Source organism: Mycolicibacterium sp. XJ1819, assembly GCF_053483675.1.
In genome coordinates, this window is sequence record NZ_JBEFST010000026.1 from 25,165 (window position 1) to 48,311 (window position 23,147).

At 65.1% G+C, this 23,147-nt stretch carries 24 protein-coding genes; 16 read left to right on the top strand and 8 right to left on the bottom strand.

The genetic code is table 11. The annotated features are described in order from the left end of the window. Positions 1-7 precede the first annotated feature (7 nt). From ABQE89_RS23915 to ABQE89_RS23935, 5 genes are all read left to right on the top strand, one after another. On the top strand, positions 8-700 hold the full coding sequence (locus tag ABQE89_RS23915) for a YoaK family protein (protein WP_448421290.1): 693 nt from the start codon (positions 8-10) through the stop codon (positions 698-700). Positions 701-720: 20 nt separating this feature from the next. Beyond that, positions 721-1,230, top strand: a complete 510-nt coding sequence (locus ABQE89_RS23920) for an SDR family NAD(P)-dependent oxidoreductase (protein WP_448421292.1) — start codon at positions 721-723, stop codon at positions 1,228-1,230. Between the two features lie 26 nt (positions 1,231-1,256). After that, entirely contained in the window at positions 1,257-1,550 is a 294-nt protein-coding gene (locus ABQE89_RS23925) for a Rossmann-fold NAD(P)-binding domain-containing protein (protein WP_448421294.1), read from the top strand. A gap of 2 nt (positions 1,551-1,552) precedes the next feature. Then, positions 1,553-2,326 carry a fructosamine kinase family protein gene (locus ABQE89_RS23930; protein WP_448421296.1) on the top strand — a complete coding sequence of 258 codons (774 nt, stop codon included), beginning with the start codon at positions 1,553-1,555 and terminating at the stop codon, positions 2,324-2,326. A gap of 245 nt (positions 2,327-2,571) precedes the next feature. Next, the gene (locus ABQE89_RS23935; protein ID WP_448421298.1) at positions 2,572-4,923 is read left to right on the top strand and encodes a hypothetical protein; all 2,352 of its coding nucleotides are present in this window, start codon (positions 2,572-2,574) and stop codon (positions 4,921-4,923) included. A 26-nt stretch (positions 4,924-4,949) separates the two neighbouring features. Here the strand turns inward: ABQE89_RS23935 and ABQE89_RS23940 are convergent, their stop codons facing one another. Continuing rightward, positions 4,950-6,092 (bottom strand): phosphodiester glycosidase family protein, encoded by a 1,143-nt coding sequence (locus ABQE89_RS23940; RefSeq protein WP_448421387.1) that lies wholly within the window; start codon positions 6,090-6,092, stop codon positions 4,950-4,952. A 110-nt stretch (positions 6,093-6,202) separates the two neighbouring features. Between ABQE89_RS23940 and ABQE89_RS23945 the strand changes: the two genes are divergently transcribed. Continuing rightward, a complete protein-coding gene (locus tag ABQE89_RS23945; protein WP_448421300.1) occupies positions 6,203-6,490 on the top strand; it encodes a GlsB/YeaQ/YmgE family stress response membrane protein in 288 nt (95 codons plus the stop codon). Here the strand turns inward: ABQE89_RS23945 and ABQE89_RS23950 are convergent. Next, on the bottom strand, positions 6,487-7,785 hold the full coding sequence (locus tag ABQE89_RS23950) for a PQQ-dependent sugar dehydrogenase (RefSeq protein ID WP_448421302.1): 1,299 nt from the start codon (positions 7,783-7,785) through the stop codon (positions 6,487-6,489). The two genes, ABQE89_RS23945 and ABQE89_RS23950, sit on opposite strands and share 4 nt — an antisense overlap. Continuing rightward, positions 7,763-8,524 carry a pirin family protein gene (locus ABQE89_RS23955; protein ID WP_448421304.1) on the bottom strand — a complete coding sequence of 254 codons (762 nt, stop codon included), beginning with the start codon at positions 8,522-8,524 and terminating at the stop codon, positions 7,763-7,765. The genes ABQE89_RS23950 and ABQE89_RS23955 overlap by 23 nt, the downstream gene beginning before the upstream one ends. 68 nt (positions 8,525-8,592) lie before the next feature. Here ABQE89_RS23955 and ABQE89_RS23960 point away from each other — a divergent pair, with 68 nt between their 5' ends. Next, on the top strand, positions 8,593-9,057 hold the full coding sequence (locus tag ABQE89_RS23960; protein ID WP_448421306.1) for a MarR family winged helix-turn-helix transcriptional regulator: 465 nt from the start codon (positions 8,593-8,595) through the stop codon (positions 9,055-9,057). On the opposite strand, the gene ABQE89_RS23965 is transcribed toward ABQE89_RS23960, so the two are convergent. The 5 genes from ABQE89_RS23965 to ABQE89_RS23985 form a co-directional block, all read right to left on the bottom strand. Next, complete coding sequence (locus tag ABQE89_RS23965; protein WP_448421308.1) at positions 9,032-10,156, bottom strand: NDMA-dependent alcohol dehydrogenase; 1,125 nt, start codon at positions 10,154-10,156, stop codon at positions 9,032-9,034. The genes ABQE89_RS23960 and ABQE89_RS23965 overlap by 26 nt on opposite strands. A gap of 84 nt (positions 10,157-10,240) precedes the next feature. Then, on the bottom strand, positions 10,241-10,663 hold the full coding sequence (locus tag ABQE89_RS23970) for a MaoC family dehydratase (RefSeq protein ID WP_448421310.1): 423 nt from the start codon (positions 10,661-10,663) through the stop codon (positions 10,241-10,243). After that, positions 10,660-11,058, bottom strand: a complete 399-nt coding sequence (locus ABQE89_RS23975) for an FAS1-like dehydratase domain-containing protein (protein WP_448421312.1) — start codon at positions 11,056-11,058, stop codon at positions 10,660-10,662. Before ABQE89_RS23975 ends, ABQE89_RS23970 begins: the two co-directional genes overlap by 4 nt. 56 nt (positions 11,059-11,114) lie before the next feature. Then, positions 11,115-12,584: a class I adenylate-forming enzyme family protein gene (locus ABQE89_RS23980; protein ID WP_448421314.1), complete on the bottom strand. Its 1,470-nt coding sequence runs from the start codon at positions 12,582-12,584 to the stop codon at positions 11,115-11,117. Positions 12,585-12,772: 188 nt separating this feature from the next. After that, the gene (locus ABQE89_RS23985) at positions 12,773-13,582 is read right to left on the bottom strand and encodes a FadR/GntR family transcriptional regulator (protein WP_448421316.1); all 810 of its coding nucleotides are present in this window, start codon (positions 13,580-13,582) and stop codon (positions 12,773-12,775) included. Positions 13,583-13,840: 258 nt separating this feature from the next. On the opposite strand from ABQE89_RS23985, the gene ABQE89_RS23990 reads away from it, so the two are divergent. Genes ABQE89_RS23990 through ABQE89_RS24030 form a run of 9 tightly spaced genes read left to right on the top strand, consistent with a single transcriptional unit; the run spans position 13,841 to position 23,146 of the window. Beyond that, positions 13,841-15,031 carry a steroid 3-ketoacyl-CoA thiolase gene (locus ABQE89_RS23990; protein ID WP_448421389.1) on the top strand — a complete coding sequence of 397 codons (1,191 nt, stop codon included), beginning with the start codon at positions 13,841-13,843 and terminating at the stop codon, positions 15,029-15,031. Further along, complete coding sequence (locus ABQE89_RS23995; protein ID WP_448421318.1) at positions 15,028-15,936, top strand: SDR family NAD(P)-dependent oxidoreductase; 909 nt, start codon at positions 15,028-15,030, stop codon at positions 15,934-15,936. Before ABQE89_RS23990 ends, ABQE89_RS23995 begins: the two co-directional genes overlap by 4 nt. Continuing rightward, entirely contained in the window at positions 15,933-17,108 is a 1,176-nt protein-coding gene (locus ABQE89_RS24000) for an acyl-CoA dehydrogenase family protein (protein WP_448421320.1), read from the top strand. The genes ABQE89_RS23995 and ABQE89_RS24000 overlap by 4 nt, the downstream gene beginning before the upstream one ends. Next, a complete protein-coding gene (locus tag ABQE89_RS24005) occupies positions 17,105-18,322 on the top strand; it encodes a CaiB/BaiF CoA transferase family protein (RefSeq protein ID WP_448421322.1) in 1,218 nt (405 codons plus the stop codon). The genes ABQE89_RS24000 and ABQE89_RS24005 overlap by 4 nt, the downstream gene beginning before the upstream one ends. Beyond that, positions 18,315-18,875: a MaoC family dehydratase gene (locus ABQE89_RS24010; RefSeq protein ID WP_448421324.1), complete on the top strand. Its 561-nt coding sequence runs from the start codon at positions 18,315-18,317 to the stop codon at positions 18,873-18,875. Before ABQE89_RS24005 ends, ABQE89_RS24010 begins: the two co-directional genes overlap by 8 nt. 20 nt (positions 18,876-18,895) lie before the next feature. Then, complete coding sequence (locus ABQE89_RS24015; RefSeq protein WP_448421391.1) at positions 18,896-19,675, top strand: enoyl-CoA hydratase/isomerase family protein; 780 nt, start codon at positions 18,896-18,898, stop codon at positions 19,673-19,675. After that, positions 19,672-20,934, top strand: a complete 1,263-nt coding sequence (locus ABQE89_RS24020; protein ID WP_448421326.1) for an acyl-CoA dehydrogenase family protein — start codon at positions 19,672-19,674, stop codon at positions 20,932-20,934. The genes ABQE89_RS24015 and ABQE89_RS24020 overlap by 4 nt, the downstream gene beginning before the upstream one ends. Continuing rightward, complete coding sequence (locus tag ABQE89_RS24025) at positions 20,931-22,118, top strand: acyl-CoA dehydrogenase family protein (RefSeq protein ID WP_448421328.1); 1,188 nt, start codon at positions 20,931-20,933, stop codon at positions 22,116-22,118. Before ABQE89_RS24020 ends, ABQE89_RS24025 begins: the two co-directional genes overlap by 4 nt. Further along, complete coding sequence (locus tag ABQE89_RS24030) at positions 22,115-23,146, top strand: acyl-CoA dehydrogenase family protein (RefSeq protein WP_448421330.1); 1,032 nt, start codon at positions 22,115-22,117, stop codon at positions 23,144-23,146. The genes ABQE89_RS24025 and ABQE89_RS24030 overlap by 4 nt, the downstream gene beginning before the upstream one ends. The last annotated feature ends 1 nt before the right edge of the window (position 23,147 follow it).

Sequence of the window (23,147 nt, forward strand, 5' to 3'; positions counted from 1 at the left end):
TCCGGCCGTGGCCGTCGAATCACCGGTCTCCCAACGGTTGACGGTCATCAGCCTGTTGAGCCTGACGTTCGCGACCGGCCTCATCGACGCGGTCAGTGTGTTGGTGCTTGGCCACGTCTTCGTCGCGAACATGACCGGAAACGTCATCTTCCTCGGGTTCTGGTTCGTGCCACACTCCGGCGTCGACCTGACCGCGGCGCTCGTCGCGTTCGTCAGCTTCGTGGCCGGCGCGATGCTCGGCGGCCGGCTGGCCCGCCATCTCGACGGCAACGTCCGGCGCTGGCTCGGCATCACGTTCTCGCTGGAGGTGCTGGCCCTGGTCACCCTGGCCGTGCTGGCGGGCACGGGGGTGCTCGACTACCACGACGACACGAAGTTGATCCTGATCGCGGGCCTGGCGGTGACGTTCGGCGTCCAGAACGTCACCGCGCGCCAATTCGGCATCCAGGAACTGTCCACCACGGTGCTGACCAGCACCATCTCCGCGATCGGGTTCGACAGCCGATTGGCAGGCGGCACCGGCGAGCGCGAACGGCTGCGATACGGCGTGGTGTTGACGATGTGCGCCGGAGCGGTGCTCGGCGCCACCCTGACCCGGGTGACCGTCGCGCCGGTGATCGCGCTGGCCGCGGGCATGGTGGCGGCCAGCGCGGCGATCTTCTGGTTCGGGGCGCGACGCTCGCCACGCCGGCGGGCCTGAAACGCTCTAGTCTTCTTGCCATGCGGTCAGTACTCGTCACCGGCGCATCGCGGGGCATCGGCCGGGCCATCGTCGAGCGCCTGGCCGCCGCCGGATGGGACGTCATCGCCGGCGTGCGCAGTCACGCCGATGCCGAAGCGATCACCAAGCGCAACCCGCAGCGCATCTCGTCGGTCCTGCTCGACGTCACCTCGACCGACCACATCGCCGCTCTGCAGGAGTCGCTTCCGCCCCGCCTCGACGCGCTGGTGAACAACGCCGGGGTCGTGGTCGGCGGCCCGATGGAGACAGTCAGCCCGCAAGACTGGCGAAACCAATTGGAGATCAACGTGATCGGCCAACTCGCCGTCACCCAGGCGGTGCTGCCACGGCTGCGCGAGTCACGAGGCCGCATCGTGTTCGTCTCGAGTGTCAACGGCCGGCTGTCGATGCCGCTCATCGGCGCCTACGCGGCAAGCAAGTTCGCGCTGGAAGCCGCCGCCGACGCGTTGCGGATGAGTTGGCGCCGTGGCGGATTCGGGTTGTCCTGATCGAGCCCGCACAGACCGACACCGACATGTGGCGCACCGCGGACGACATGGTCGAGGAACTCCAGTCGCAGATGGCCCCGGCGCACCGCGACCTGTATGCCAGGCACATCGCGGGGATGAAGAAGATGGTCCCGGTATCCCAGCGGATCGCGGTACCCGTCGAAAAGGTCTCCGCCGTCGTCGAGCAGGCGCTGAGCGCCCGTCGCCCCAAGGCGCGCTATGTCGTCGGCGCCGGGCCCAAGCTGCAGGTGGCGGTCGCGACCAATCTTCCGACCCGGCTTCGCGATCGGTTGTTGCGGCGGGTCTCCGGTCAACCTTAGGCATGGCCGGCTTCGTCAAACGAAACCCCAACGCGCCCAGCGGGTTCTTCGCCTGTGAAGCCGCCGGCCTGCGATGGCTTGCGGCTGCCGACGGAGGTGTGCCGTGCGCTGCGGTCCTCGGATACGACGACGGCAGCCTCACCCTGCAACGGCTGACGTCCGTGACGCCGACCCCGGCGGCCGCCCACGAATTCGGCCGACGACTGGCCCGCACTCATGACGCCGGCGCCGACGCGTTCGGCGCGCCGCCGGACGGCTGGAGTGGTCCGGGCTATTTCGGCCCGCTGCACCAACCACTGCCGATGTCGTTGACCCGACACGACCGGTGGGGCGCCTTCTACGCCCGCGAGCGCCTCGCCCCGATGGGCGCCGAGGCGGCCGGGCACCTGGACGCGACCACTCGGGACAACCTGGACACCCTCATCGCCCACTGCGAGGCGGGCCGCTTCGACGACGACGATCCGCCCGCGCGTCTGCACGGCGACCTGTGGAGCGGCAACGTGATGTGGACCCCGGACGGGGCCGTGATGATCGATCCGGCGGCCCACGGTGGTCACCGCGAAACAGACCTGGCGATGCTGGCGCTGTTCGGCTGCCCGCATGCCGACGCGGTCCTGGACGGCTATCAGTCCCACCGACGGTTGCGTACCGGCTGGCGTGACCGTGTCGGCCTGCATCAGCTCTACCCGCTCCTGGCACACGTCGTCCTGTTCGGCGGCGGCTACGCGCGCCAGACGGCGGCCGCGGTCCGATCCGCGTTGCTCACAATCGCCTGATCGCCGGTAATATCGCCGGTGACCCGGCATAGTTGCAGGTGCAAGCGCTTTAGCGCAGCACCTGAGTTCAAGCCCGTCCGCGAACGCTCTTGGACGGCTAAGTACGTTGCCCCGTCTCGGCCTACCGGTGTGGCTGGCGAATTCGACGCAAGCCATAATTTGCCAGGATTCCCCATACCCTGCGGTGTGTTCGTGTTACGGTCACGTCAATACGAAGCGGCGCGGCGACCGGAAGGACGGGTTACATGGCTGGCAAGCATCGCAAGCGGAGTCGCCGGGCCAAACAGATCACGGCCCTGAGCGCCGCCACCGTCACGGCCACCGCGCTGACGGTCGGCGCCACCCCGCTTCCCGACAAGGCGCAGGACCGCAAGATGGTCGGCGCCGACGTCGACCTCGCCGCCGCCATCAACCCGTTCCCGCAACCGGCTGACATCCCCGACATCACCGGTGGGCTCGGCTCGGTCGGCTACGACCTCGGCCAGACCGCGGCCGACGTCCTCATCCGGGCGATCGTCGACAACCTCAACCTCGGTGCGCTGGCGGCGGCGGCCGGCCTGGACCCCGAGAGCGTGATCGACGGCCTGCTCGGCGGCCTGCTCGACGGGCTACCCGGTCCGCTGCTGCAGAACATCCTCGACGAGATCCCGATCGACACCGGCCAACTCGTCAGCGAGCTACTAGGACCGATCGGCGAGTTGACCCTCGGGCCCGTCCTGGATTCTGCCCTGCAGCTGCTCGGCGCCGACAGCCTCGGCGGCTTGCTCCGACTGGTCGGCATCGACCTGAGCGACCCGCTGAACCTGTCCAGCCTCGATGTGCCCGGCGTCAACATCCTGACCGCCGGACCCGCGTTCACCCTGCTCAAACTGCTGGGGCTGGACGTCGGGTGGACGCCGGCGCTGCCCAACTCCGTCGCCAACGACATCATCAACTCGGAATACCTCGACGTCAGCACCCGCGGTCTCGTGCAGGACGTGGTGGACCTGCTGCCCGACGGCGGGCTCGGCGGAACCCTCAAGGGCATCCTGTCCGCCGCGGTGAACACCCTGCCCAACGTCGAGGTGCTCGACCTGCGGGTGCCGGTCACCATCGGTGCGGGCCTGGGCGCGTTCGCCATCGCGACCGGCTACGACAAGGTCGTCGCCGACCTGCCCAACCAGCCCGGCGGCACGCAGTCGTCGTCGCATCCGTTGCTCGGCAGCTTCACGGTTCTGCCCATGGTGTTGCTGTTCAACCCGGCCCGGCCCAACGGCGGTCCGCTGGCCCGTGCCTATCCGCTGTTCGGGTTGCTCGGCATCGACACCGTCAACCCCGACACCGAGGTGACCAGCGACGGTGGTCTCCCGATCCTGCAGACCGGCCTGTCCCTGGGCGGCGCGAACCTCGTTCCGATCCTGCTCGACATCGGCCTGGAGTTCCACCCCTCGTCGGACGTGGCGGCGTGGCCGAACCCCGTCTCGCTGGCCAACAACCTCGCGGCCCTGCTGCTGCCGACCTACGTGCTGCGCGGCATCGACGCCTCCCGGGTGGACGAGCAGGTCACCACCCAGGTCGGCGACATCCTGGCCGACATCCTGGCGGGAGAACCGTTGGGGCTCAACATCTATCTCACGTTGCCGGCGAGCACGCTGCCACTGCTCGAGCCGTTCTACTTGGCGTCTGACGTGTTGAACCTCGCGACGCTGGGCGCGCTGCCGGTCAACCCGTTCAACCTCGTCGCCAACGCGTTCGCGCCGGTGCTGACCAGCCTGACCAACCTCGGATACACCGATGTGGTGTTCAACGAGGAGACCGGTGCATACGAGCGCACGCTGACCGAAGCCGGCGAAGCCGTCCCGTTCATGTCTTTCCCCGACATCAACTGGGGACAGGTGCCCGCGGTGCTGTTCAACCAACTGCTGCAGGGGATTCAGAAGGAATTCTTCAGCGGTAACCCGACCCCCGGAACGCCGAACGCGATCACCGGCCTGCTCGACCTGCTGACCGGTCTCGGCGGCCTCGGCGACATTCTCGGCGGGCTCGGCCTCGAGGATCTGCTCGGCGGCCTCGTCGGCGACCTGAGCTCGGCGACCCAGACCGAGGAGATGACGATGCCGGCCGGCGCGGCCGACATCCCCGACCTCGGCGCGCGCTCGCTGATGATGTCGACATTCTCCGACGAGAGCGGAAAGCCCTCCGACACAGGCAAGATCGACGACAGCAAGCCGGTCGAGGGCGGGACCAATCAGAACAACCTCGACGACAACGATCTCGACGACAACGATCTCGACGACGGCGATATCGGCGACATCGATCTCGACGACGTGGACGGCGACGATGGGGATCTCGGCGGTGGGGATCTCGGCGACGCGAATCTCGACGGCGACGACGACTTCGACGACCTCGACATCGATCTGGACGGCGACGACCTCGACGCAGACGACGGGACGACCGACGAGACCACCCCCACCACGGGTGGCGGGAACTCGACAGGTGTGACGGCGCCGTCGAATATCAAGCCCGACAACGATTCACCGAGCGACAGCCCCGACGGACCGGTGAGCGGTGGTTCGGTGACCGGCAGCGCGGGCGGCGAGGGGTCAGCGGCCGCCTGACCGGTCACCGGCGGCGCACCGCCGGGTCAATTGAACGCGAGCCAACTGGGCAGCGCGCGTTCGCGGGAGTCGCACAACACCTGTCGCGTGTCGCACGACCCCTTCGGCGAACCGGCGCCGGCCCACATGCCACCGGTGTCGCGGCGCAGCACGATCGCCGAGGAACCGCCACCGTCGAGAAGCACGGCCGTATCGCTGCCGAGGCCGCGGAACAGATCCTGAATCTGGTCGGGCGTATAGCTGCCGCCCTGGAAGACATACATCTCGTCCTTGTCACGGGCATAGGCGATCGCCGTGCGCGCGGCGCTGGGCCCGCCGTCGTTGAGCTGTCCGGTGTCGCCGGGAGCCAACAGCCCGATGCCGGCCACCGCGACGAACCGCGCACCCTTGTCGAGCAGGCTCGAGATCACCGGGGACGCGGCGTCATAGTCGTTGGGGCTCTTCGGCGCAACCACATAGGGCGCGCCGCCGACGGGCAGGATCATCGTCGACAGCGCCTTCCAGTTCTCATTGCCACCGGACAGTCCCTGCTTACCGGCGTAGGCGACGGTACCGGTGACGGCGGCGTTGACGCGGCCGTGCCCGCGGGTGTTGTCGACATAGGCGCCCAGCGGCGAACTGCAGCCCGTGGACTTCCACGAGCCACCTTTCTGCCCGCGCACGTCGAAGAAGTTGGCGTTGATCGCAATCGTTGGTTGCCCCAACGCCTGCCAGGCTTGAAGGGGTGGATAAATCTCGGATGCCTGGAACAGCCCCTCGCCCGTGCGCGCCCGCGGATCACGCTCGCAGCGGGCCTGATAGCCGGTGTGCGTGTCGACCAGAAGGCGCGGCGCCAACCGTTTGGAGGCCCCCTTGATGATCATCAGCCGGCCGCCGCCGTTGGACTCGTACCAACCTCCGCCGGCGTTGAGCATCGGCGCCGGGTGGCCGCCGCCGAAGTTGTACACCAGATACGACCCACGGGTCGTGGCGATGGCATTGGCGAGCAACTCGCGGGCGCTCGCCGCATGCGCGGTCGGCACGCCCGCCGTCGTCGACAGCACCGCGCACAACAGCAGCGCCGCCGCGGATGCCGCGAAACGACGAATGTGTGGCACTGGAGTCGACAAGGCTGCCCTTTCACGGGAGTCCGTTAACGGATCACCACAGTAATCCCAACAGACACACAGTCAACTTCCGTCACAGATGCATCACATTTGCATATCGGGGGTGACGACTGGGGTTTCGTCATCGAGAAGTGGGTAATCCGCGTGCGTCGGCACTACATCAAGGAGCAGTAATGATCGGAACCATCATCAGCGCGCTGGTCATCGGACTCATCGTCGGCGCGCTCGCGCGACTCATCATGCCGGGCAAGCAGAACATCGGTGTGATCATGACGATCGCTCTGGGCGCGCTCGGATCCTTCATCGGCAGCTGGCTGACCTATCAGCTCGGCTACTCCAACTCCAACGGTGGATGGGAAGTCATTCCGTTCCTCGTCGGCATCGTCGTGGCGATCGTGCTGATCGCGATCTACGTCGCGATCACCGGTCGCAAGGGGACGAACGCGCCCACGGTGCGCTAACGCCCCGGCGGTGCCAGTCGGTAGACGGCATCGGCGTAATCGTCGGTGATGTACACGGCGCCGTCCGGTCCCGCCACTGCGGCGACCGGACGGCCCCACCGTGTGCCGTCCGCGGCCTGAAAACCGCCGACCAGCGTCTGCGCATCGCCCAGCCGGCCGTCTCGCCACTCGAAGAACGCCACCTCGGGTTTCCGCGGCGGCTTGCGGTTCCATGAACCGTGCACACCGACCAGTGCCCCGCTGGCGTACGGAGCGGGCAGCACACCGTCGGTGAAACTCATCCCCAGCGGGGCGGCGTGCGCGCCGAGGCTCTGCTCGATCGGCGGCAGCGACGCGCAGTCGAGCTTGCTGCCGTCGGCGTTCGTCTGGACATCGCGGATCAGCCGAAGATTCGCCGGCCCACCGTCGGGATTGCAGTACGGCCAGCCCAATTCACGTCCCGGCGTCAACCGGGCGATCGACTCGGGCGGATGATCGTTGACGTAACCCATCTCGACCTCGCCCGTTTGCGGGTCGGCGACGTTGTCGCGGTTGTTGACCGCCGTCCACACCGAGCCGTCCGGGGCGATCGCGAGCCCGGTGCCGTTGCGCACCCCGGTGGCGAACGGCTGCGCGGGCCCGCCGCCCGGCGGGACGCGCATGATGGTCGCCCGAGGCGGGGTCGCGTCGCGGTCCCGCGCCGAGATGTTCCCGGTGGATCCGATGGAGAAGTAGACCGCTCCGTCCGGGCCGACGGCAACGCTCTTGAGCGCGTGCGAGTAGGCCCCGCGCAGGTCGGCGCTTTTCGCGTCGGGCAGACCGTCGACGACGGGACGTCTGTTGACGGCCGCGCCGTCGACGTAGTCATAGGTGTCGACCCGGTCGCTCTCGGCGACGTAGAGGGTATCGCCGACGAATGCCAGCCCGTGTGGTTGCTCAAGGCCCTCGAGGAGTGGTGCGATGTCCGGCTCGTCACCGTCGGTGGGCTGCATGCGCAGCACTTCACCTTCACTGGGCACGGAAACCAGCAGGGCGCCGTCGGGTGCCCATGCCGCCAACCGCGGTCCGGGCGTTCGGGCCCACACCGACAGCGTCCAGCCCGCCGGCACCAATGCCTCGCGCGCCTCATCGAAGGGGGCCTGCGCCAGGCCGCGACTCGCCCGCACCCCCACGGGCGTCAGTCCCGCGCCCACCTCGGCGACGGTCGGCGGCGGAGGCGGCTCGTCGTCGGGCGTCGGTGTGGCGGCGCAGCCGGCCAACAGCGTGACTGCGGCCAAGCCCGCCGGGATTCGCTTACGCCGCACCCAACCTCGCATGCATCTCCCAGACCAGGATCTCGGCGGGTTCGGCTGCCGTCACCCGCTGCCCGCCCGATGCCGAGAACCGCACCGCGTCACCCTCCCGCAGTGCGCCCGCGTCTTCGAGCGAGACCTCACCGCGGGCGACGAACAGGTGCAGGAACGGCGCCTGCGGTAGTTCGACGACGTCGCCGGCCTGCATCCGGGCGCCGTGTAGGGCCGCGTACCTGTTGCGGATCGTGATCGCGGTCTGGTCGCTGTGTTTCGGCATCCCGGACGCGATGGTCACCAGGCCGCCGCGCAGCAACTCGTCGTCGATCTCGAGTTGTTGGTAGCCCGGGGTGATCCCGGATTCGTCGGGAACCACCCACATCTGCACGAACCGGACCGGTTCGTCGTGGGATCGCTCACCGGTGAGCGTCCACGAGTCGTTCTTCTCCGAGTGCAGAATTCCCTGGCCGGCCGACATCCGTTGGGCCAGACCGGGATAGATCACCCCGGAGTGACCGGTGGAGTCCTGGTGCACCAGCGAACCACGCAGCACCCAGGTGACGATCTCCATGTCGCGGTGGGGATGGGTGTCAAAGCCGGTGCCCGGCGCGACGATGTCGTCGTTGTTGACCAGTAGCAGACCGTGGTGGGTGTTGTCGGGTTCGTAATGGTCGCCGAACGAGAAGGAGTGCTTGGAGTCCAGCCAGGAGATCTTCGTCTTCGCGCGGTCGTCGGCGCGTCGGATGTCGACGGTGGGGGCGGTCATCGCGGTCCTTCCGATCGTGGACCAGCCTAGGTGGGTGGCCCTGGACACGACAACATAGATGATGTGTCATGTATTCCGTGTGGTTGACCGAGGAACAGCAGCGGGTGTGGCGGCGGTACCTGACGATGACCGGGCGATTGCAGGCTGCGATGAACCGGCAGTTGCAGCGCGACTGCGGGTTGTCGCTGGCCGACTACGAGGTGCTGGTGGTGCTCGCCGAGCGCGGGGCGCAGCGCATCACTCACCTCGCCGACGTGTTGGCCTGGGAGCAGAGCAGGTTGTCTCACCAGTTGCGGCGGATGCGCGAGCGCGGCCTGGTGACACGCACGAGCAGCGACGACGACCGGCGCGGCGCCACCACCGATCTCACCCAGGACGGTCACGCGGCGCTGCGGGCGGCGTCGGCCGGGCACGCCGAGTTGGTGCGCTCGGTGGTGTTCGAGGGGATGTCGCAGACGCAGTTGCGCGCCGTGGGGTCCTGGACCGAGGCGGTGCTGGCGCGCCTGGCTACCAGTCCGACTCGTCGAACGTGATGACACCGCGGATGTTCTTGCCGTCGAGCATGTCGGCGTAACCGTCGTTGATGTCCTCGAGCCGGTAGGTGGTGGTCACCATCTCGTCGATCTTGAGTAGTCCGGACTTGTAGAGGCCCACCAGCTTCGGCGTCTCAATATGTGAGCTGCCGCCGCCGAAAATGTTGCCCTTCAATGTCTTCTGCAACATGGTGAACAGGAACAGGTTGAGCTTGACGTCGACGTCCATCATCGAGCCCATGCCGGTCACCACACAGGTGCCGGTCTTGGTGGTCAGCGTCATCGCCTCTTCGATGTACTCGCCCTTCATGTCACCGACCGCGATGATCGTCTTGTCGGCCATGACGCCGTGGGTGAGATCGATGACCGGGGCGATGGCCTCGGTCATCGACGGGTAGGCATGGGTGGCGCCGAACTTGAGCGCCTGGTCGCGCTTCCAGTCGTTGGGGTCGATCGCGATGACGTTGCGGGCCCCGGAGAGCACCGCGCCCTGCAGTGCGCTCATGCCGATGCCGCCGACGCCGACGATCACCACGGTCTCGCCGGCCTGGACCTCGGCGACGTTGGTGGCCGAGCCGAAGCCCGTCGGCACCGCGCACCCCATGATCGCTGCCGTCTCGAATGGGATATCGGAATCGATCTTGACCACCGAGTCCTTGTGCACGGTCATGTACGGCGCGAACGTGCCGAGCAGGTTCATCGGCGACACCTCGGTGGTGCCGGCATGCACGCGCGAGGTGCCATCGGCGATGGCCTTGCCGCCGAGCAGTACCGCGCCCCGGTCGCACAACGACCGGTGGCCCTTCAGGCACGGCGGACACTCGCCGCAGGCGGGAATGAACGCCAAGATGACGTGGTCGCCCTCCTGCAGGCCGGTGACGTTAGGGCCGACCTTCGTAATGACGCCCGCGCCCTCGTGGCCGCCTAGCGCCGGCAGTCCGATCGGGGTGGCACCGGTGGTCAGGTGATAGTCGGAGTGACACATGCCCGCGGCGTGTACGCGGATCTGCACCTCGTCGGCGACGGGATCACCGATCTCGATCTCGTCGATGCGAAACGGCGAGTTCAGCTCCCACAGCAGCGCGCCTTTGGTCTTCATGACCGGCGATCATAGAACACGTTTCAGAACAGGTGTCAATTTAGCAGGTGAACTGCGGCTTCCCTCGCTATACGTCGTCGAGTGTCACGGCACCACCACCGTTGCCCAGCCGACCAGGTGCACACCACCTGTCTGCCGCGTACAGGTCAGCTCGAGATCCGCCTGCCGCTCCCCGTCGACGACGCGCTTGTCGGTCACACGCCCGCTATAGGTGAGGATGTCGCCTGGCCAGGCCTGCTCACGAAATCTCACTCCGAACCGTCGGACACTGCTGGCCCCGAACCAGTTGGTCACCCACGCCGCAAGAACACCCGCTTGGCGCATGCCCACCGCAAAAGGGGCCGGGTATCCTGCCGCTTTGGCGAACGCCGCGTCGTGGTGAATTGGATTCATATCGCCGGAAGCGCCTTGGTAACGGACGAAATCCGTGATTTTCAACGGCGGCTCGGAGTACGGCTCGCCTTCGCACCCGATCGCCAAGTCCGCCCAAGAAACGACCGAGGTCATGAGCCCGCTGCCGGGCGTGAAGTCTCGATGAGTGTCGAGGTCATTTCCGCGACCAGCCTTCCGTTCTGATCGGTGAACTCGGTGACAATCTCGGTGAAAGTCATCGTTCCGCCGCGTTTCCCGTCTTTCTCGTACTGATTGCCGATGTGCATGTGGCCGGTCAGGAGGGCGCCGACCGCAGGCGGTTGGTCGTGGAACACGAACTCCTGCGAACCGTGCAGCGCCCGAGCCAGGTCGATCTTGCCTCGCACCGGTGAGGATTCGGGTGCCTGCCAGAAGGCGGACGACACCAGAAAAGTCACCGGACTGATGCCCACGTCCGCGTCGTAGTGCTCGGCCCGCTGGGAGCGAGTGGCGCGGGCGAACTCGCGGACCTTGCCGAGTTCGATCCGCATCTCAAATGGTTGTGACATGTTCTCCTCTGCGGCTCGATGAATCCGATCGACATCTGTTAGGGGGACGGCTGTCTGGCCGATTCTTTGAGGCAGACCGCGACCACCTCTCGGCGCAGGATCTTTCCGTTGGCGTTGCGAGGTAGGCGGTCGACGGTCAACCACACCTCGGGCAGCTTGAACCCGGCCAGTTGTGACCTCGCCGCCCGGCGGACTCTGGACCAGTCGGGCATCGAGGTCGACGCCGGGACCACAAGGGCCGCTATCCGTTGGCCCATTGCCGGGTCTGGAAGTCCCACCACCGCGACGTCCGCGACGTCGGGGTCCATGCGGAGCACCGCCTCGACTTCCAGCGGGCGGACGTTCTCGCCACCGCGAATGATGGTGTCGCCCAGCCGTCCTGACAAGTGCAGGTAGCCATCGTCGGTCAGCCGACCGACATCGCCGGTGTGCAGCCAGCCGTCGCCATCGACCGACAGATGATCTCCACGCGCCAGCACCTCGCCGACACCGTGGTCGTCGGGTGCCGCGATTTGCAGCTCAACGCCGGGTGCGGCGCGCCCGCAGCTTCGACCAAGTTCAGGCCGGTCGGCGACGGCGGACAGATGGTCGTCCGGCGTCATGATCGTGATCGGAGTTCCCTCGGTCTGTCCGTAGATCTGGACGAAGCGGGTGTCAGGCAGAGCGGCCATGGCGGACTTGAGCAGGCCGGAGTCGATGGGACTGGCGCCGTAGATCAGGTATCGCAGTGACGGCATGTCCGCGAGCACACCGTGCTTGAGCAGGCTGTCGAGCATGGCGGGGACCACGGTTGCGTGGGTGACACCGCAGGTCCGGAAGGCGTGCCAGCTCTGGGGATCGAATCGCTCGAGTTGGCTCGCCGCCGCTCCGCTGCCCAACGCCATGGTGGCGGCACCCAATCCGGCGACATGGTGAAACGATGCGCACGAGAGGTACACGTCCCGGGGGCCGAGAGGGACGATGCCGTTCCAGGTGTTCAAGCGTGCCGTCAGCCGGGCTTCCGTGTAGGCAATTGCCTTGGGCGCGCCCGTCGTTCCCGATGTGTGCAGGATTGCCGCGACGGCACCGGGGTCCGCGGCCGGTGCCGGGGGTGAAGCCGCCGGAAGTGACGATATCTCGACAATCTCGACGCGGACTCGATCAGCGATGTCTGCGGCCTGTGCCCGGCAGCGCGGGGTGGTGATGATGACAGGGGTGCCAAGCCTTGCTACGACCGCCGCGAGTTCGGCCGCGGTCAATCGAGTGCCCAACGGGGCATACGGCCGCTCAAGTGCCGACCCGGCGAGGACCAACGCGATGGAGGTTTCGAGATCGTCGATCAAACCCACGATCGGTGTGCCGGCCGGCACACCGATCCCTGACAGCACCGTGGCGGCGCCGCCGACGCGCTCCAGCAAGTTCGGCCCAGAGATCGCTTTGGTCGGCGTGACGATGGCCGGGCGTTCCTGTTCGGCGAACCAGTAGACCCGCTGCGACCATGTCGAGGTGCGGGGAGGAGCCTCGGGCATGATTTATTCATAATCATAATTACGAGTGTTGTCAACGCGGATGAGCTGAGGCAGACAGCGGGCCGCGGTTCCATCGTGCGAAGATTCTGCCCTCGAAATGCCCGTCGACGTGGGCGCACCCGTCGGCCTCACCGCGGCGGCGAGCGTGCGCGCGCCCACCGACGGGTTAAACCGTGATCATGGAAGGCCTAGCCGATCGACCAGGTGACCGTGCGTTCGAGCAGGTACGGCGTGAGCGACTCGATTGAACGGCGATGTTCTTGCAGATACGTGCTGCTGATCGTGCGGGCGGTGTCGGCATCACCGGCCTTGATCGCCGCGAACATCTCTTCGTGAAGATCCACGGTGCGTCGCATGCCGCGCGGGCGCATGACCACCTCTCGGTGGAATTCGTCGCCGATCCGTCGAATGACGATACAGATGAGACGAAGAAGGCTGTTGTGGGTGGCTTCGGCCAGTGCATCGTAGAAGTCGCTGTAGGCAAGGCGCGATGACACCGTGTCGGGGATCGCCTGCGACAGCTTGACCATGTGCGATTCCATCGCTGCCAAGTCCTGTTCGTTTCTGGCGAGCGCGGCAGCGGCGACGATATCGGGCTCCATCACCACCCGCGAGTCCACGATCTCCCCGAAAGTGACCCCGAAGTACTGCATCTGCAGGGTGAGCGCACGGCCGAAACGCTCCGGATCCGGGGCCAGCATCACCGGGCCACCGCCAGGGCCTGTGCGCAGCGAAATCACGCCTTGGTGCTCGAGCAGCCGCAACGCCTCCCGCACCGTGCTGCGCCCAACGCCGAACGACTCGATCATCACGCGTTCGTTCGGTAGTGAATCTCCCGGCGCAAGGTCGCCGCTGGAGAGCTGCCCCAACAACGAACGCGCCACCACCTCGGCCAATTTGGGGCGCTTACCTCCGTCGTCACCGGCTTGCGGCTCGGCGTCTAAGTCCGGCGCGCGGCGCTTGGGATCGGGTCTCATGGTCCGCTCATCGTTCAGCATTCTTCCTTTCTGCGAAGCCTGTGCAGGTGTCTACCACCTTATAGGTCCGGTCGCATCAATGCGCATCGTGATAGCAAGAGCTTCTCTTTCATGCAGTACATGCTTGACAGATGCAAGGAGTCTGCACTATCTATGTTCATAGTTAGATGTTGTTCGGGCCAGTCGGTTTGCGGAGTTCTGAAGCCGCGCTGCCACCACTGGGTCGATCGCCGATCGGACGAGCCCGATAGGTGTGACCGAAGAAGGAGAGTTGAATTCATGAAGCAGCCAGGCGACGACGTCGTGATCGTCGAGGCGGTGAGAACTCCGATAGGTAGGCGCCACGGGGCGCTCTCGACCATGCACTCGGCCGACCTCCTCGCCGTGGCGCAGGCAGCCGTGATCGAACGTTCGGGAATTGATCCCGCGCTCGTCGGCCAAGTCGTGGGCGGTTGTATCGGCCAAGTCGGCCAGCAGGCCTTCAACGTCACGCGCACCGCATGGCTGACCGCCGGACTACCCGTTTCGGTCCCGTCGACCACCGTCGACAGCCAATGTGGTTCGTCGCAACAGGCCTTGACTCTCGCGTATGGCCTGCTCAAGGCCGGGGTGGTCGACGTCGCCGTCGCTTGTGGCGTCGAGGTCATGAGCCGGGTACCTCTCGGTGCGGCGTTGGCCGGCGGAGAGTTCGGCAAGGGCATTCCCCGGTCGTACTTTGCCCAACATAACTACACGACACAGTTCGAGGCCGCGGAGCTCATCGCGAAGGAGTGGGGCATCACTCGAAGCGACGCCGACGAACTGGGAGTCAAGTCCCAGACTCGTGCCGCCGATGCCTGGGCAGACTCACGGTTCGACGCACAGTTGGTTGCGGTGGATGTCCCGCGACTCGATGACAATCGCCGACCGACAGGCCATACCCGGCGCTTCGAGCGAGACGAATGCCTACGGGCGACGACGATGGAGGGGCTGTCCGCCCTGAAGCCGGTTGTCGGTGACGACGGAATCCACACCGCAGGCAGCTCGTCGCAGATCGCCGACGCGGCATCCGCAGTTGTGGTGACCACTGCAAAGCGGGCTTCCGAGCTTGGTTTGACTCCCCGGGCTCGCGTCCGGGACGTATGCCTGGTCGGAAGCGATCCGACGCTGATGCTCACCGGTCCCATTCCGGCGACGGAACTTCTTCTGAAACGAAACGCACTGACAATCAACGATATTGACGTCGTCGAGATCAATGAGGCATTCGCGTCTGTCGTCATTGCGTGGGAACGGGAGATCAAGCCGGATCCGGATCGGGTCAACCCCAACGGCGGCGCCATCGCGCACGGGCACGCACTGGGCAGTACCGGCTGTGTTCTGGTGACAAAAGCCATATACGAACTCGAGCGCACCGACAAAGAGACCGCGCTGGTGACGATGTGCTGTGGCGGTGGCGAGGCCACCGGAACGCTCTTGGAGCGGGTGTCGTGACCGTCTCGCCGGAAGTCAGGTTCGACGGGCGCGTGGCCGTAGTGACCGGAGCAGGTGGAGGACTGGGGCGTGAGCATGCCCTCTTGTTGGCCGCCCGCGGCGCGCGAGTGGTGGTAAACGATGTGGGCGGGGCGGTCGACGGGTCCGGATGCGACACCTCACCCGCGCAGAGCGTGGTCAACGAAATCGAGGCTCTTGGCGGTGACGCGATTGCCAGCTTCAGTTCAGTGGCGACGCCGCAAGGCGGTGCGGAGATCGTCACCATGGCCGTCGAGCATTACGGACGGCTCGACGTGGTGATCAACAACGCAGGAATACTCAGAGATCAGAGCTTCGCCAAAGTGGACCCGGACGTGGTAGACGCGGTTTTCGCCGTGCACCTCGGTGGCGCGATCAATGTGACGCGTGCGGCCTGGCCGACCTTCCGCGAGCAGGAGTACGGACGCGTCCTCAACACCACGTCTCCGGCGGGCATCTTCGGCAACTTCGGTCAAGCCACCTACGGAACGGCGAAAGCCGGCCTCATCGGCCTGACAAAGACCCTCGCCATCGAGGGTGCGAAATATGGCATCACGGCCAATGCCATCGCACCGTTCGCCGTCACCCGTATGACGGAGTCGATCATCGGACCGCTCGGCCCCCGAGTCCGTCCGGGACTGGTCTCGCCCCTGGTTGCCTACCTGGCGAGCGAACAGTGCGCCGAGACAGGCAGCGTGTACACGGTCGGAGGCGGTCGGGTGGCGAAGTTCTTCGTCGCCATGACCGAGGGCTGGACCCGAAAGGACGACAACTTGACGCCCGAAGATGTCCGGGACCACTGGACCGACATCAACGACTCGTCGAAATTCACGCTTCCTCAGGAGATGAACGACGACTTCCGAGCCCTGAAGAAGGCTCTCGCATGACAGCGGAAACCGAATCGCCACCGCGCGACCGTGACGTCGAGCCGATGCTGGAGGTTCTCAGGAGATGGCTGGTCAAAGAGGTGGAACCCCATGTGCTGGAGCTTGAGCACAGCGACACCTACCCGGCCCAGATAGTCGACCAGCTCGCCGAATTCGGTCTGTTCGGTGCGACGATATCCCGTGAGAACGGTGGTCTGGGCCTGTCTGCTACCGCCTACAGCCGTATTGTCGCGCTGATCTCCGAGAGCTGGATGTCGCTGACCGGCGTACTCAACTCCCATTTGATGATGGCGCACCTCATCGAGAAGTTCGGAACGCCCGCCCAACAGGCCGCCTACCTGCCGCGGCTGGCGGCCGGCATCTTACGCGGCGGACTCGCACTGACTGAACCTGATTGCGGCACAGACCTTCAGGCCATCAGAACAGTTGCCACCCGGACATCTGATACTGCATACACCATCACGGGTCGCAAAACGTGGATCACCAACGCACGGTACGGCAACTGTCTGGCTGTCCTGGTCAAGACTGACCCGACCACCCAACCACGCCACGCTGGCACGTCAATGTTCCTGGTGGAAAAAGAAATTGACGGCTACCTGGCGGGGCCAAAGCTGGGAAAGCTCGGATATCGCGGAGTGGACACGGTGGAAGTCGAGTTCGACGCCGTCGAAGTGCCGTCAGACCGGCTCCTCGGAGAGCGCGAAGGACAGGGGTTCCTCCATGCTCTCGGGGGTTTGGAGCTGGGCCGGATCAATGTCGCGGCCCGTGGATGCGGTATCGCCAATGCGGCACTACGCGCGGCGCTCCGATACAGCAAAGTCCGTCGAACCATGGGCAAGCCGATCGGAGAGCACCAGGCGATCGCCCTCAAGCTCGCTGACATGGGATGCCGCGCCCGCGCTGCCGAACTGTTGACGCGCAACGCTGCGGCCACGTTCGACGCCGGGCGTCGTTGCGACCTCGAAGCGGGAATGGCGAAGTTGACCGCGACAGAGGCCGCGCTGAGCAATGCGACCGACGCAATGCGGATACACGGCGCGTACGGCTATTCGACCGAGGGTCACATCGAGCGCTACTTCCGTGACGCGCCGTTGTTGTGCATCGGAGAGGGCACCAACGAAATCCAGCGTGTAGTGATCGCTAAGCGCATGCTGGCCGAGGTGCAGCTGTGAACAAAACCGCGACCGCGGGACCCCTGGCCGGTATTCGAGTACTCGACTTCACGGCGAACATGTCCGGTCCGCTGGCCACGATGATCCTCGGGGATCAGGGCGCCGACGTGGTCAAGGTCGAACCGCCCGAAGGTGACGTCATCCGCGGTTTGGGGTCGGCCCGGAACGGCATGTCGGCGTACTTCGCGAATCTCAATCGTTCCAAGCGTTTCGTGGCAACCGATTTGAAGTCGTCAGAGGGAGCGGAGCTGCTCCACGAGTTGTTGGACTGGGCAGACGTCATGGTCCACAATTTCCGGCCGGGAGTCGCAGAGCGGCTCGGGCTGGATGCGCAGACAGTGCGGGCCGCTCGTCCGCAGCTGGTCTACGTCGAGATCACCGGATTCGGGACCGTAGGCCCATATGCCAATCGGCCCGCGTATGACCATGTGATCCAGGCGATGTCAGGATTCGCCGCCAATCAGAAGCTCGCCAGAGACGCATCGTCACAACCGGCACTGGTACGGCAAGGCATCATCGACAAGCTCACCGGGCTGGTTGCCGCGCAGGCTACGACAGCGGCTCTGTTGGAACGGAGCCGCACTGGTATTGGGCGCACTGTCGAGGTGCGGATGTTGGACGTGGCTGTCGCGACGCTGTGGCCAGACGCCATGATGAACAACACCTTGCTGGAGCCACATGACGCTCAACCGACGATCGCACAGAGCTTCCAGCTCACCGAAACCGCCGACGGCTTGATCGCGTTCATCCTGGTCAAGGCAGCGGCATTCAAACGCCTCGCGGAGGGCCTGAATTTGCCAGGCGCAAGCGATCTGCCGACTGTCGGGGTCCACAGGCTCGGTGGTGACGTCTTCGCCGAAACGGTGCGCAGAGTCAGGGCGCTGACCACCCGCGAAGCGGTTGACCTTCTCTCGAGCTTGGATATTCCTGTCGCCCCCGTACTCGAGCTGGACAGCCTGCACGAGCATCCGCAGATTCAGGCTGCCGACCTCATCGACGAGTTCACTCACCCGGTCGTGGGACGAGTGAGGCAGGCGAATCCCGCAGTGCGATTTGTCGACGAGCGAGCCGCAACATTGCGCCCCGCAGGCGGTGTCGGCTCTGACAACGATGACGTCATTCGCGACATCAAAGCACAGGGCAACTGCGACGGCTCGACGGTGACCGACGACATCCTGGATTCGACACCCAGGCAGGAGGTGCGTCATGCATAGCGTCATCCGCAGAAATCTGGGCCTCTTCTACGACGACTTTGCCGTGGGGGATGTATTCAGGCATCCACTCGGCCGAACAATACAGGGCGCCGACAACGCATGGTTCACCCTGTTGACGCTGAATACCAACGAACTGCACTTCAACGACGAGGTGGCTGCTCTCTCCGAGCACGGGCGACCAATCGTGAACTCGGGCTTCACGGTTGCGCTGATTCTCGGGATGTCGGTCTCGGATATCAGCCAGAACGCATTGGCCAACCTGGGGTGGGACGAGATCAGGTTGTCTGCACCCGTGTTCGTCGGCGACACCCTCTACGCGGAGAGCGTCGTGACCGGCGTACGAGAATCTCGAAGTCGGCCCGATGCCGGCATATTGACGTGCTTCACCCGCGGTATCAATCAAGACGGCGTCGAGGTTCTCAGCTATCGACGGTCTGTCTTGATTCTCAAAAAGGTCCTCGGTGAGGCGAGCCGCAGGTTTCCCGAGCCCGGGACTCCCATCACCGAGCGGGCTGGCCTGAACCAGACGACGCGACCACTGAACTCCCATTAGCCGGAACGGAAGTGAGCCTCTTGTCCAATCCATTCGATCCGCACCTCGTCATCGAGGAGTCGGGGCCCATCCGGATCTTGACACTCAATCATCCGGACTCGTTGAACTCTGTCGACGCCGATCTGCATCACGCCCTTGCGTGGGTGTGGAAACACATCGCCGAGGACGGTGACGCCCGCGCAGTAGTCATGACCGGTGCCGGCCGACTGTTCTGCTCCGGTGGTGATCTGCGGCTGGTTCAGGAAATGCAAGGCGATCCCGAACGTCGCTCACGACTACTGATCGAGGCCAGAACGATCGTCGAACAGATGCTCAACTTCCCGCTGCCGATCGTCGCAGCGGTGAACGGCGCGGCCGTCGGCTTGGGGGCAAGCTTGGCTGTGCTCAGCGACATGGTATTCATTGCCGAGAACGCATACATGGCGGACCCGCATGTCGCCGTGGGCCTTACCGCGGGAGACGGAGGGCCTCTCGCTTGGCCGTTCATGACGAGTCTCCTTCGGGCCAAGGAGTATCTACTCACAGGGGACCGGATCCCGGCGCAGCAAGCCGTCGCACTGGGCATCGCGAACCGGGTGGTCAGCGATAACGAACTCCTCTCGCACGCAGTAGCTTTCGCGCAGCGTCTAGCCGCACTGCCGCCACAAGCGATCCAATCCACCAGACGATCACTCAACCTGCATCTGATTTCGGCGGCAGGCGGCTTGCTTGACTATTCGTTCGCCGAGGAGTTCAAATCCTTCGACCGCAGCGATCACAAGGCAATCGTCAGCGCCTTCTTGACGAAGTCGTCATCGTGACTGACGAAGATGCGATACGCCGGGCTGCGCGGTCCTGGTTTGAGGAGAACTGGGATCCGCACCTGAGGGCGGCTCAGTGGTGGGAACGGCTCGCGAGTAGCGGGTGGGGGCTGCCCCGCTGGCCGCTCGAGTGGTACGGCCGCGGGTGCTCGGCAGCGGAGGCCAAAATCGTCGACGAGGAGCGCGCAGCAATTGGTGCGCTGGGTCCCCCGGCCGGCCTGGGCGTCGCGCTGGCCGCACCGACCATCCTCACGCACGGCACCCCACAACAAAAACAGCGGTATCTCTGGCCGATCGTCACGGGCCAGCACGCGTGGTGCCAGTTGTTCAGCGAACCGGGTGCGGGATCAGACCTGGCAGCGATACAAACCAGCGCAGTACGCCGCGAAGGCGAATATGTCATCAACGGTCAGAAAGTCTGGACGTCCAACGCGCATCATGCCGACTACGGATTGCTGATGGCGCGCACCGACGTGGATGTTCCCAAGCACGAAGGCATCTCATTTTTCCTGTTCCCAATGGAACAAGCCGAAGCGGTGACCGTGAGACCGCTGCGGGAGCTCACCGGACGAACAATGTTCAATGAGGTCTTCATCACCGAGGCGGTTGTTTCTGAAACCGCGTTACTAGGTCAGCCCGGCGACGGCTGGAAGATCGCTCAAACAACGCTGGCAGCGGAGCGCTCAGGGTTTGGCGAAGGTGGCAACGCCCTATCCGGGGTGCCCGGCGGCCGCAGAGCCGGCTACCTCGACCGCCGGGCCGGAGACCTTGCGACAGGGCGCCGCGTCAGTGGCACCGCGATGTCACTCGGCGGTGGAGGGGAAAGCCTTGTCCTTCGATTGGTCCGCAGATACGGGCGCGACCGAGACCCCGCGATACGCCAGAAAGTCGCTCAACTCCACATCTACCAAGCGATTCTGAAAGGTAACGCCATGCGCGCACGCGCAGAGCGAAAAAGCGCTCCCGCCAGTCGCACCGATGCGTTGACCAGCAAGCTGCAGACCAGTCGCATCAGCCGACTCGCCAACGAGATCATCAGTGATGTCCTCGGGATGGATGCGACGGTAGCGGGGGCGGACTCACCGGAGGCCGGCGCGGTCGTCGACTACGTGTTGTTCAACCTCGCCGCCTCCATCTATGGCGGTACCGACCAGATCCAGCGGAACATTCTTGCTGAACGCGTGCTCGGCCTGCCCCGTGAGCTGTCGCCCGATCGCGGTGTGGCATTTCGGGACGTCAAAGTGGGGACTTTGCGATGACCGCGACCAGCGTCGGCACCACTGCTGGTGGACTGGCATCGGCTCCTTGCACCGAAGAGTTCGCTGCCGTTCTCCGCGACTGGCTGACCACTCACCGCGCCGAGTTGTCCGGCTTTCGTGAAGCAACGGCGGTCACCATCGAATCGCGCGACGAACAGCTGCGTCCCCTACATCGTCTGCTCTACGAAGCTGGATGGCTCCGCTGGGGCTGGCCGAAGGACATCGGCGGATTCGGTGGGTCGGTCCTATTGCGCGGCGTTCTGCATGACGAGCTTTGCCGCTTCGGTGTACGAGTGCCCGAATCAATGCTTCTGCTGGAAACGCTCGGGCCAATGGTCATTGAGTACGATAAGCCATTGGCCAGGCGCTTTCTACCGGAACTTCTCAGTGGCGAAAAAACATGGGCGCAGGGATTCTCCGAGCCGGAGGCGGGCAGCGACCTAGCGAGTCTCCGGTGCAGAGCTGAGCGCTGCGGCCAGGGCTACGTCGTCAACGGTGAGAAGATCTGGTCCAGTTCCGGCCACCTCGCCGACCGTTGCTTGCTGTTGGTGCGCACTGGGCGCCCCGAGGAGCGCCATCGTGGCTTGACCTTCTTTCTTGTCGACCTCGACGCGCCGGGGGTCTCCGTGCAGCCGATCCTCGCTGCGAGTGGTCGCAATGAATTCGCAGAGATCGTCTTTCAAGATGTCGAGGTACCCGAGGACAGGCGCATCGGTGATGTCGGACTGGGCTGGGAAGCGGCCATGTACCTGTTGCAATGGGAGCGGGGCATGTACGCGTGGCAACGCCAGGCGGACTTACACAGCTCTCTCGGCAAGATTCTGGCCAGCGCAGAACTCGACGTCAACACAGCAGCGGCCGAACGCATCGGTGCTGCATACCGAGTACTTCACGCATTGCGGATGGCCACTCGCAGAACACTGACCAAACTGGCCCACGCCGTCAACCCCGGCCCGAACATCTCGGTCGACAAGCTGTTGTTGTCGAAGGCTGAGCACGCGATCTTCGAGGTCGCGCGTGAACTTCACTACCCCGCCTTCGAATTCGGCGACCGGCTGACCGACCAAGTCCTTCGCGCCGACTACTTCTATGCGAGGGCCGCGTCGATCTACGGCGGCAGCGCAGAGATTCAGCGCACCATCCTCGCCGACCGAGTACTGCAGCTACCCGGGGAGAAGTCATGAGCGAACCCGACGCAGCAGCGGTAATCCGCGAGAGTCTCGCCGGACTCTTCGCCACGGGCCTCACGGGAACGGAATTGAAGGCCCGACTGTTGGATGACGGTTGGTTCGACATGGTTGACGAGGAACCTCAATCGGTACTACGCGAGATGTTCGACCTACAGGGCGAGGTGCTAGCGGATGCGTCGCCAGCCCTCGATCTCGTTGCATTGCACGCGTTGTCCGCACACATCAGGGCAAACGAGATCCTCGACGGTGCATCGGCGACGGCAATCCTTCATCCGGTGCATGCGGATGCCGAACACTACCTGAGCCCGGTATGCGGCACGCTCACATCGGATACCGTCAATGCACGAGGGATTGCGCTCGCCGGGTTCAGTGACGCCAAGCGGCTGATCGTTCCGGTCATGCGATCTGGAACCATGATGTTGGTGGACCTAGATCCGCGAGCAGACGTGCGTGTCAGTCAGATCACCGGTATTGACGGGTCGCTGGGGTGGTATGACGTCTCGGTGAGCGGCGTTCCACGGATCCTGCTGGCGGGGGACGCCGCTGCGGCTGCGTGGAAGGCAACCACCGCATTTGTCCGCCACGCGTTGTCTTATGAACTGATCGCTTTGGGCCGGGCTCTGCTCACCGCGGCCACGCAGCACGTGGCCCAACGGCGGCAGTTCGGGCGCGCTATCGGATCGTTTCAGGCGGTACGACACCAGCTCGCAGAGGCTCACGTAGCGGTCGAATCCGCGAGCCTTGCCGCTGAGGCCGCCTGGGACACCGGTGATCCGCTGCATCTGGCTGTCGCCAACGCAATGGCGGGAGACGCCCACCGACACTGCGGTGATGCGTCGTTGCAGACGCATGGGGCCATCGGCTTCACGGCCGAGTACGGCCTGCACCGGTTCATGCGACGTGGCTGGGCGCTCGCAGCGCTCACCGGCTCGACAAGACAGCTCGACGCAGCGATCGGCTACCACGTCAGTAGGACTACGCACGCCCCAAGAATTGGCTCACTCGCGGAACCAGGGAGTTGAG

What these genes read in the sequence shown, in the direction of transcription:
- ABQE89_RS23920 (WP_448421292.1), top strand. Translation starts at nt 721, where the DNA reads ATGCGGTCAGTACTCGTCACCGGCGCATCGCGGGGCATCGGCCGGGCC.
- ABQE89_RS23925 (WP_448421294.1), top strand. Translation starts at nt 1,257, where the DNA reads ATGTGGCGCACCGCGGACGACATGGTCGAGGAACTCCAGTCGCAGATG.
- ABQE89_RS23930 (WP_448421296.1), top strand. Translation starts at nt 1,553, where the DNA reads ATGGCCGGCTTCGTCAAACGAAACCCCAACGCGCCCAGCGGGTTCTTC.
- ABQE89_RS23935 (WP_448421298.1), top strand. Translation starts at nt 2,572, where the DNA reads ATGGCTGGCAAGCATCGCAAGCGGAGTCGCCGGGCCAAACAGATCACG.
- ABQE89_RS23945 (WP_448421300.1), top strand. Translation starts at nt 6,203, where the DNA reads ATGATCGGAACCATCATCAGCGCGCTGGTCATCGGACTCATCGTCGGC.
- ABQE89_RS23950 (WP_448421302.1), bottom strand. Translation starts at nt 7,785, where the DNA reads ATGCGAGGTTGGGTGCGGCGTAAGCGAATCCCGGCGGGCTTGGCCGCA.
- ABQE89_RS23955 (WP_448421304.1), bottom strand. Translation starts at nt 8,524, where the DNA reads ATGACCGCCCCCACCGTCGACATCCGACGCGCCGACGACCGCGCGAAG.
- ABQE89_RS23960 (WP_448421306.1), top strand. Translation starts at nt 8,593, where the DNA reads ATGTATTCCGTGTGGTTGACCGAGGAACAGCAGCGGGTGTGGCGGCGG.
- ABQE89_RS23965 (WP_448421308.1), bottom strand. Translation starts at nt 10,156, where the DNA reads ATGAAGACCAAAGGCGCGCTGCTGTGGGAGCTGAACTCGCCGTTTCGC.
- ABQE89_RS23970 (WP_448421310.1), bottom strand. Translation starts at nt 10,663, where the DNA reads ATGACCTCGGTCGTTTCTTGGGCGGACTTGGCGATCGGGTGCGAAGGC.
- ABQE89_RS23975 (WP_448421312.1), bottom strand. Translation starts at nt 11,058, where the DNA reads ATGCGGATCGAACTCGGCAAGGTCCGCGAGTTCGCCCGCGCCACTCGC.
- ABQE89_RS23980 (WP_448421314.1), bottom strand. Translation starts at nt 12,584, where the DNA reads ATGCCCGAGGCTCCTCCCCGCACCTCGACATGGTCGCAGCGGGTCTAC.
- ABQE89_RS23985 (WP_448421316.1), bottom strand. Translation starts at nt 13,582, where the DNA reads ATGCTGAACGATGAGCGGACCATGAGACCCGATCCCAAGCGCCGCGCG.
- ABQE89_RS23990 (WP_448421389.1), top strand. Translation starts at nt 13,841, where the DNA reads ATGAAGCAGCCAGGCGACGACGTCGTGATCGTCGAGGCGGTGAGAACT.
- ABQE89_RS24000 (WP_448421320.1), top strand. Translation starts at nt 15,933, where the DNA reads ATGACAGCGGAAACCGAATCGCCACCGCGCGACCGTGACGTCGAGCCG.
- ABQE89_RS24010 (WP_448421324.1), top strand. Translation starts at nt 18,315, where the DNA reads ATGCATAGCGTCATCCGCAGAAATCTGGGCCTCTTCTACGACGACTTT.
- ABQE89_RS24025 (WP_448421328.1), top strand. Translation starts at nt 20,931, where the DNA reads ATGACCGCGACCAGCGTCGGCACCACTGCTGGTGGACTGGCATCGGCT.
- ABQE89_RS24030 (WP_448421330.1), top strand. Translation starts at nt 22,115, where the DNA reads ATGAGCGAACCCGACGCAGCAGCGGTAATCCGCGAGAGTCTCGCCGGA.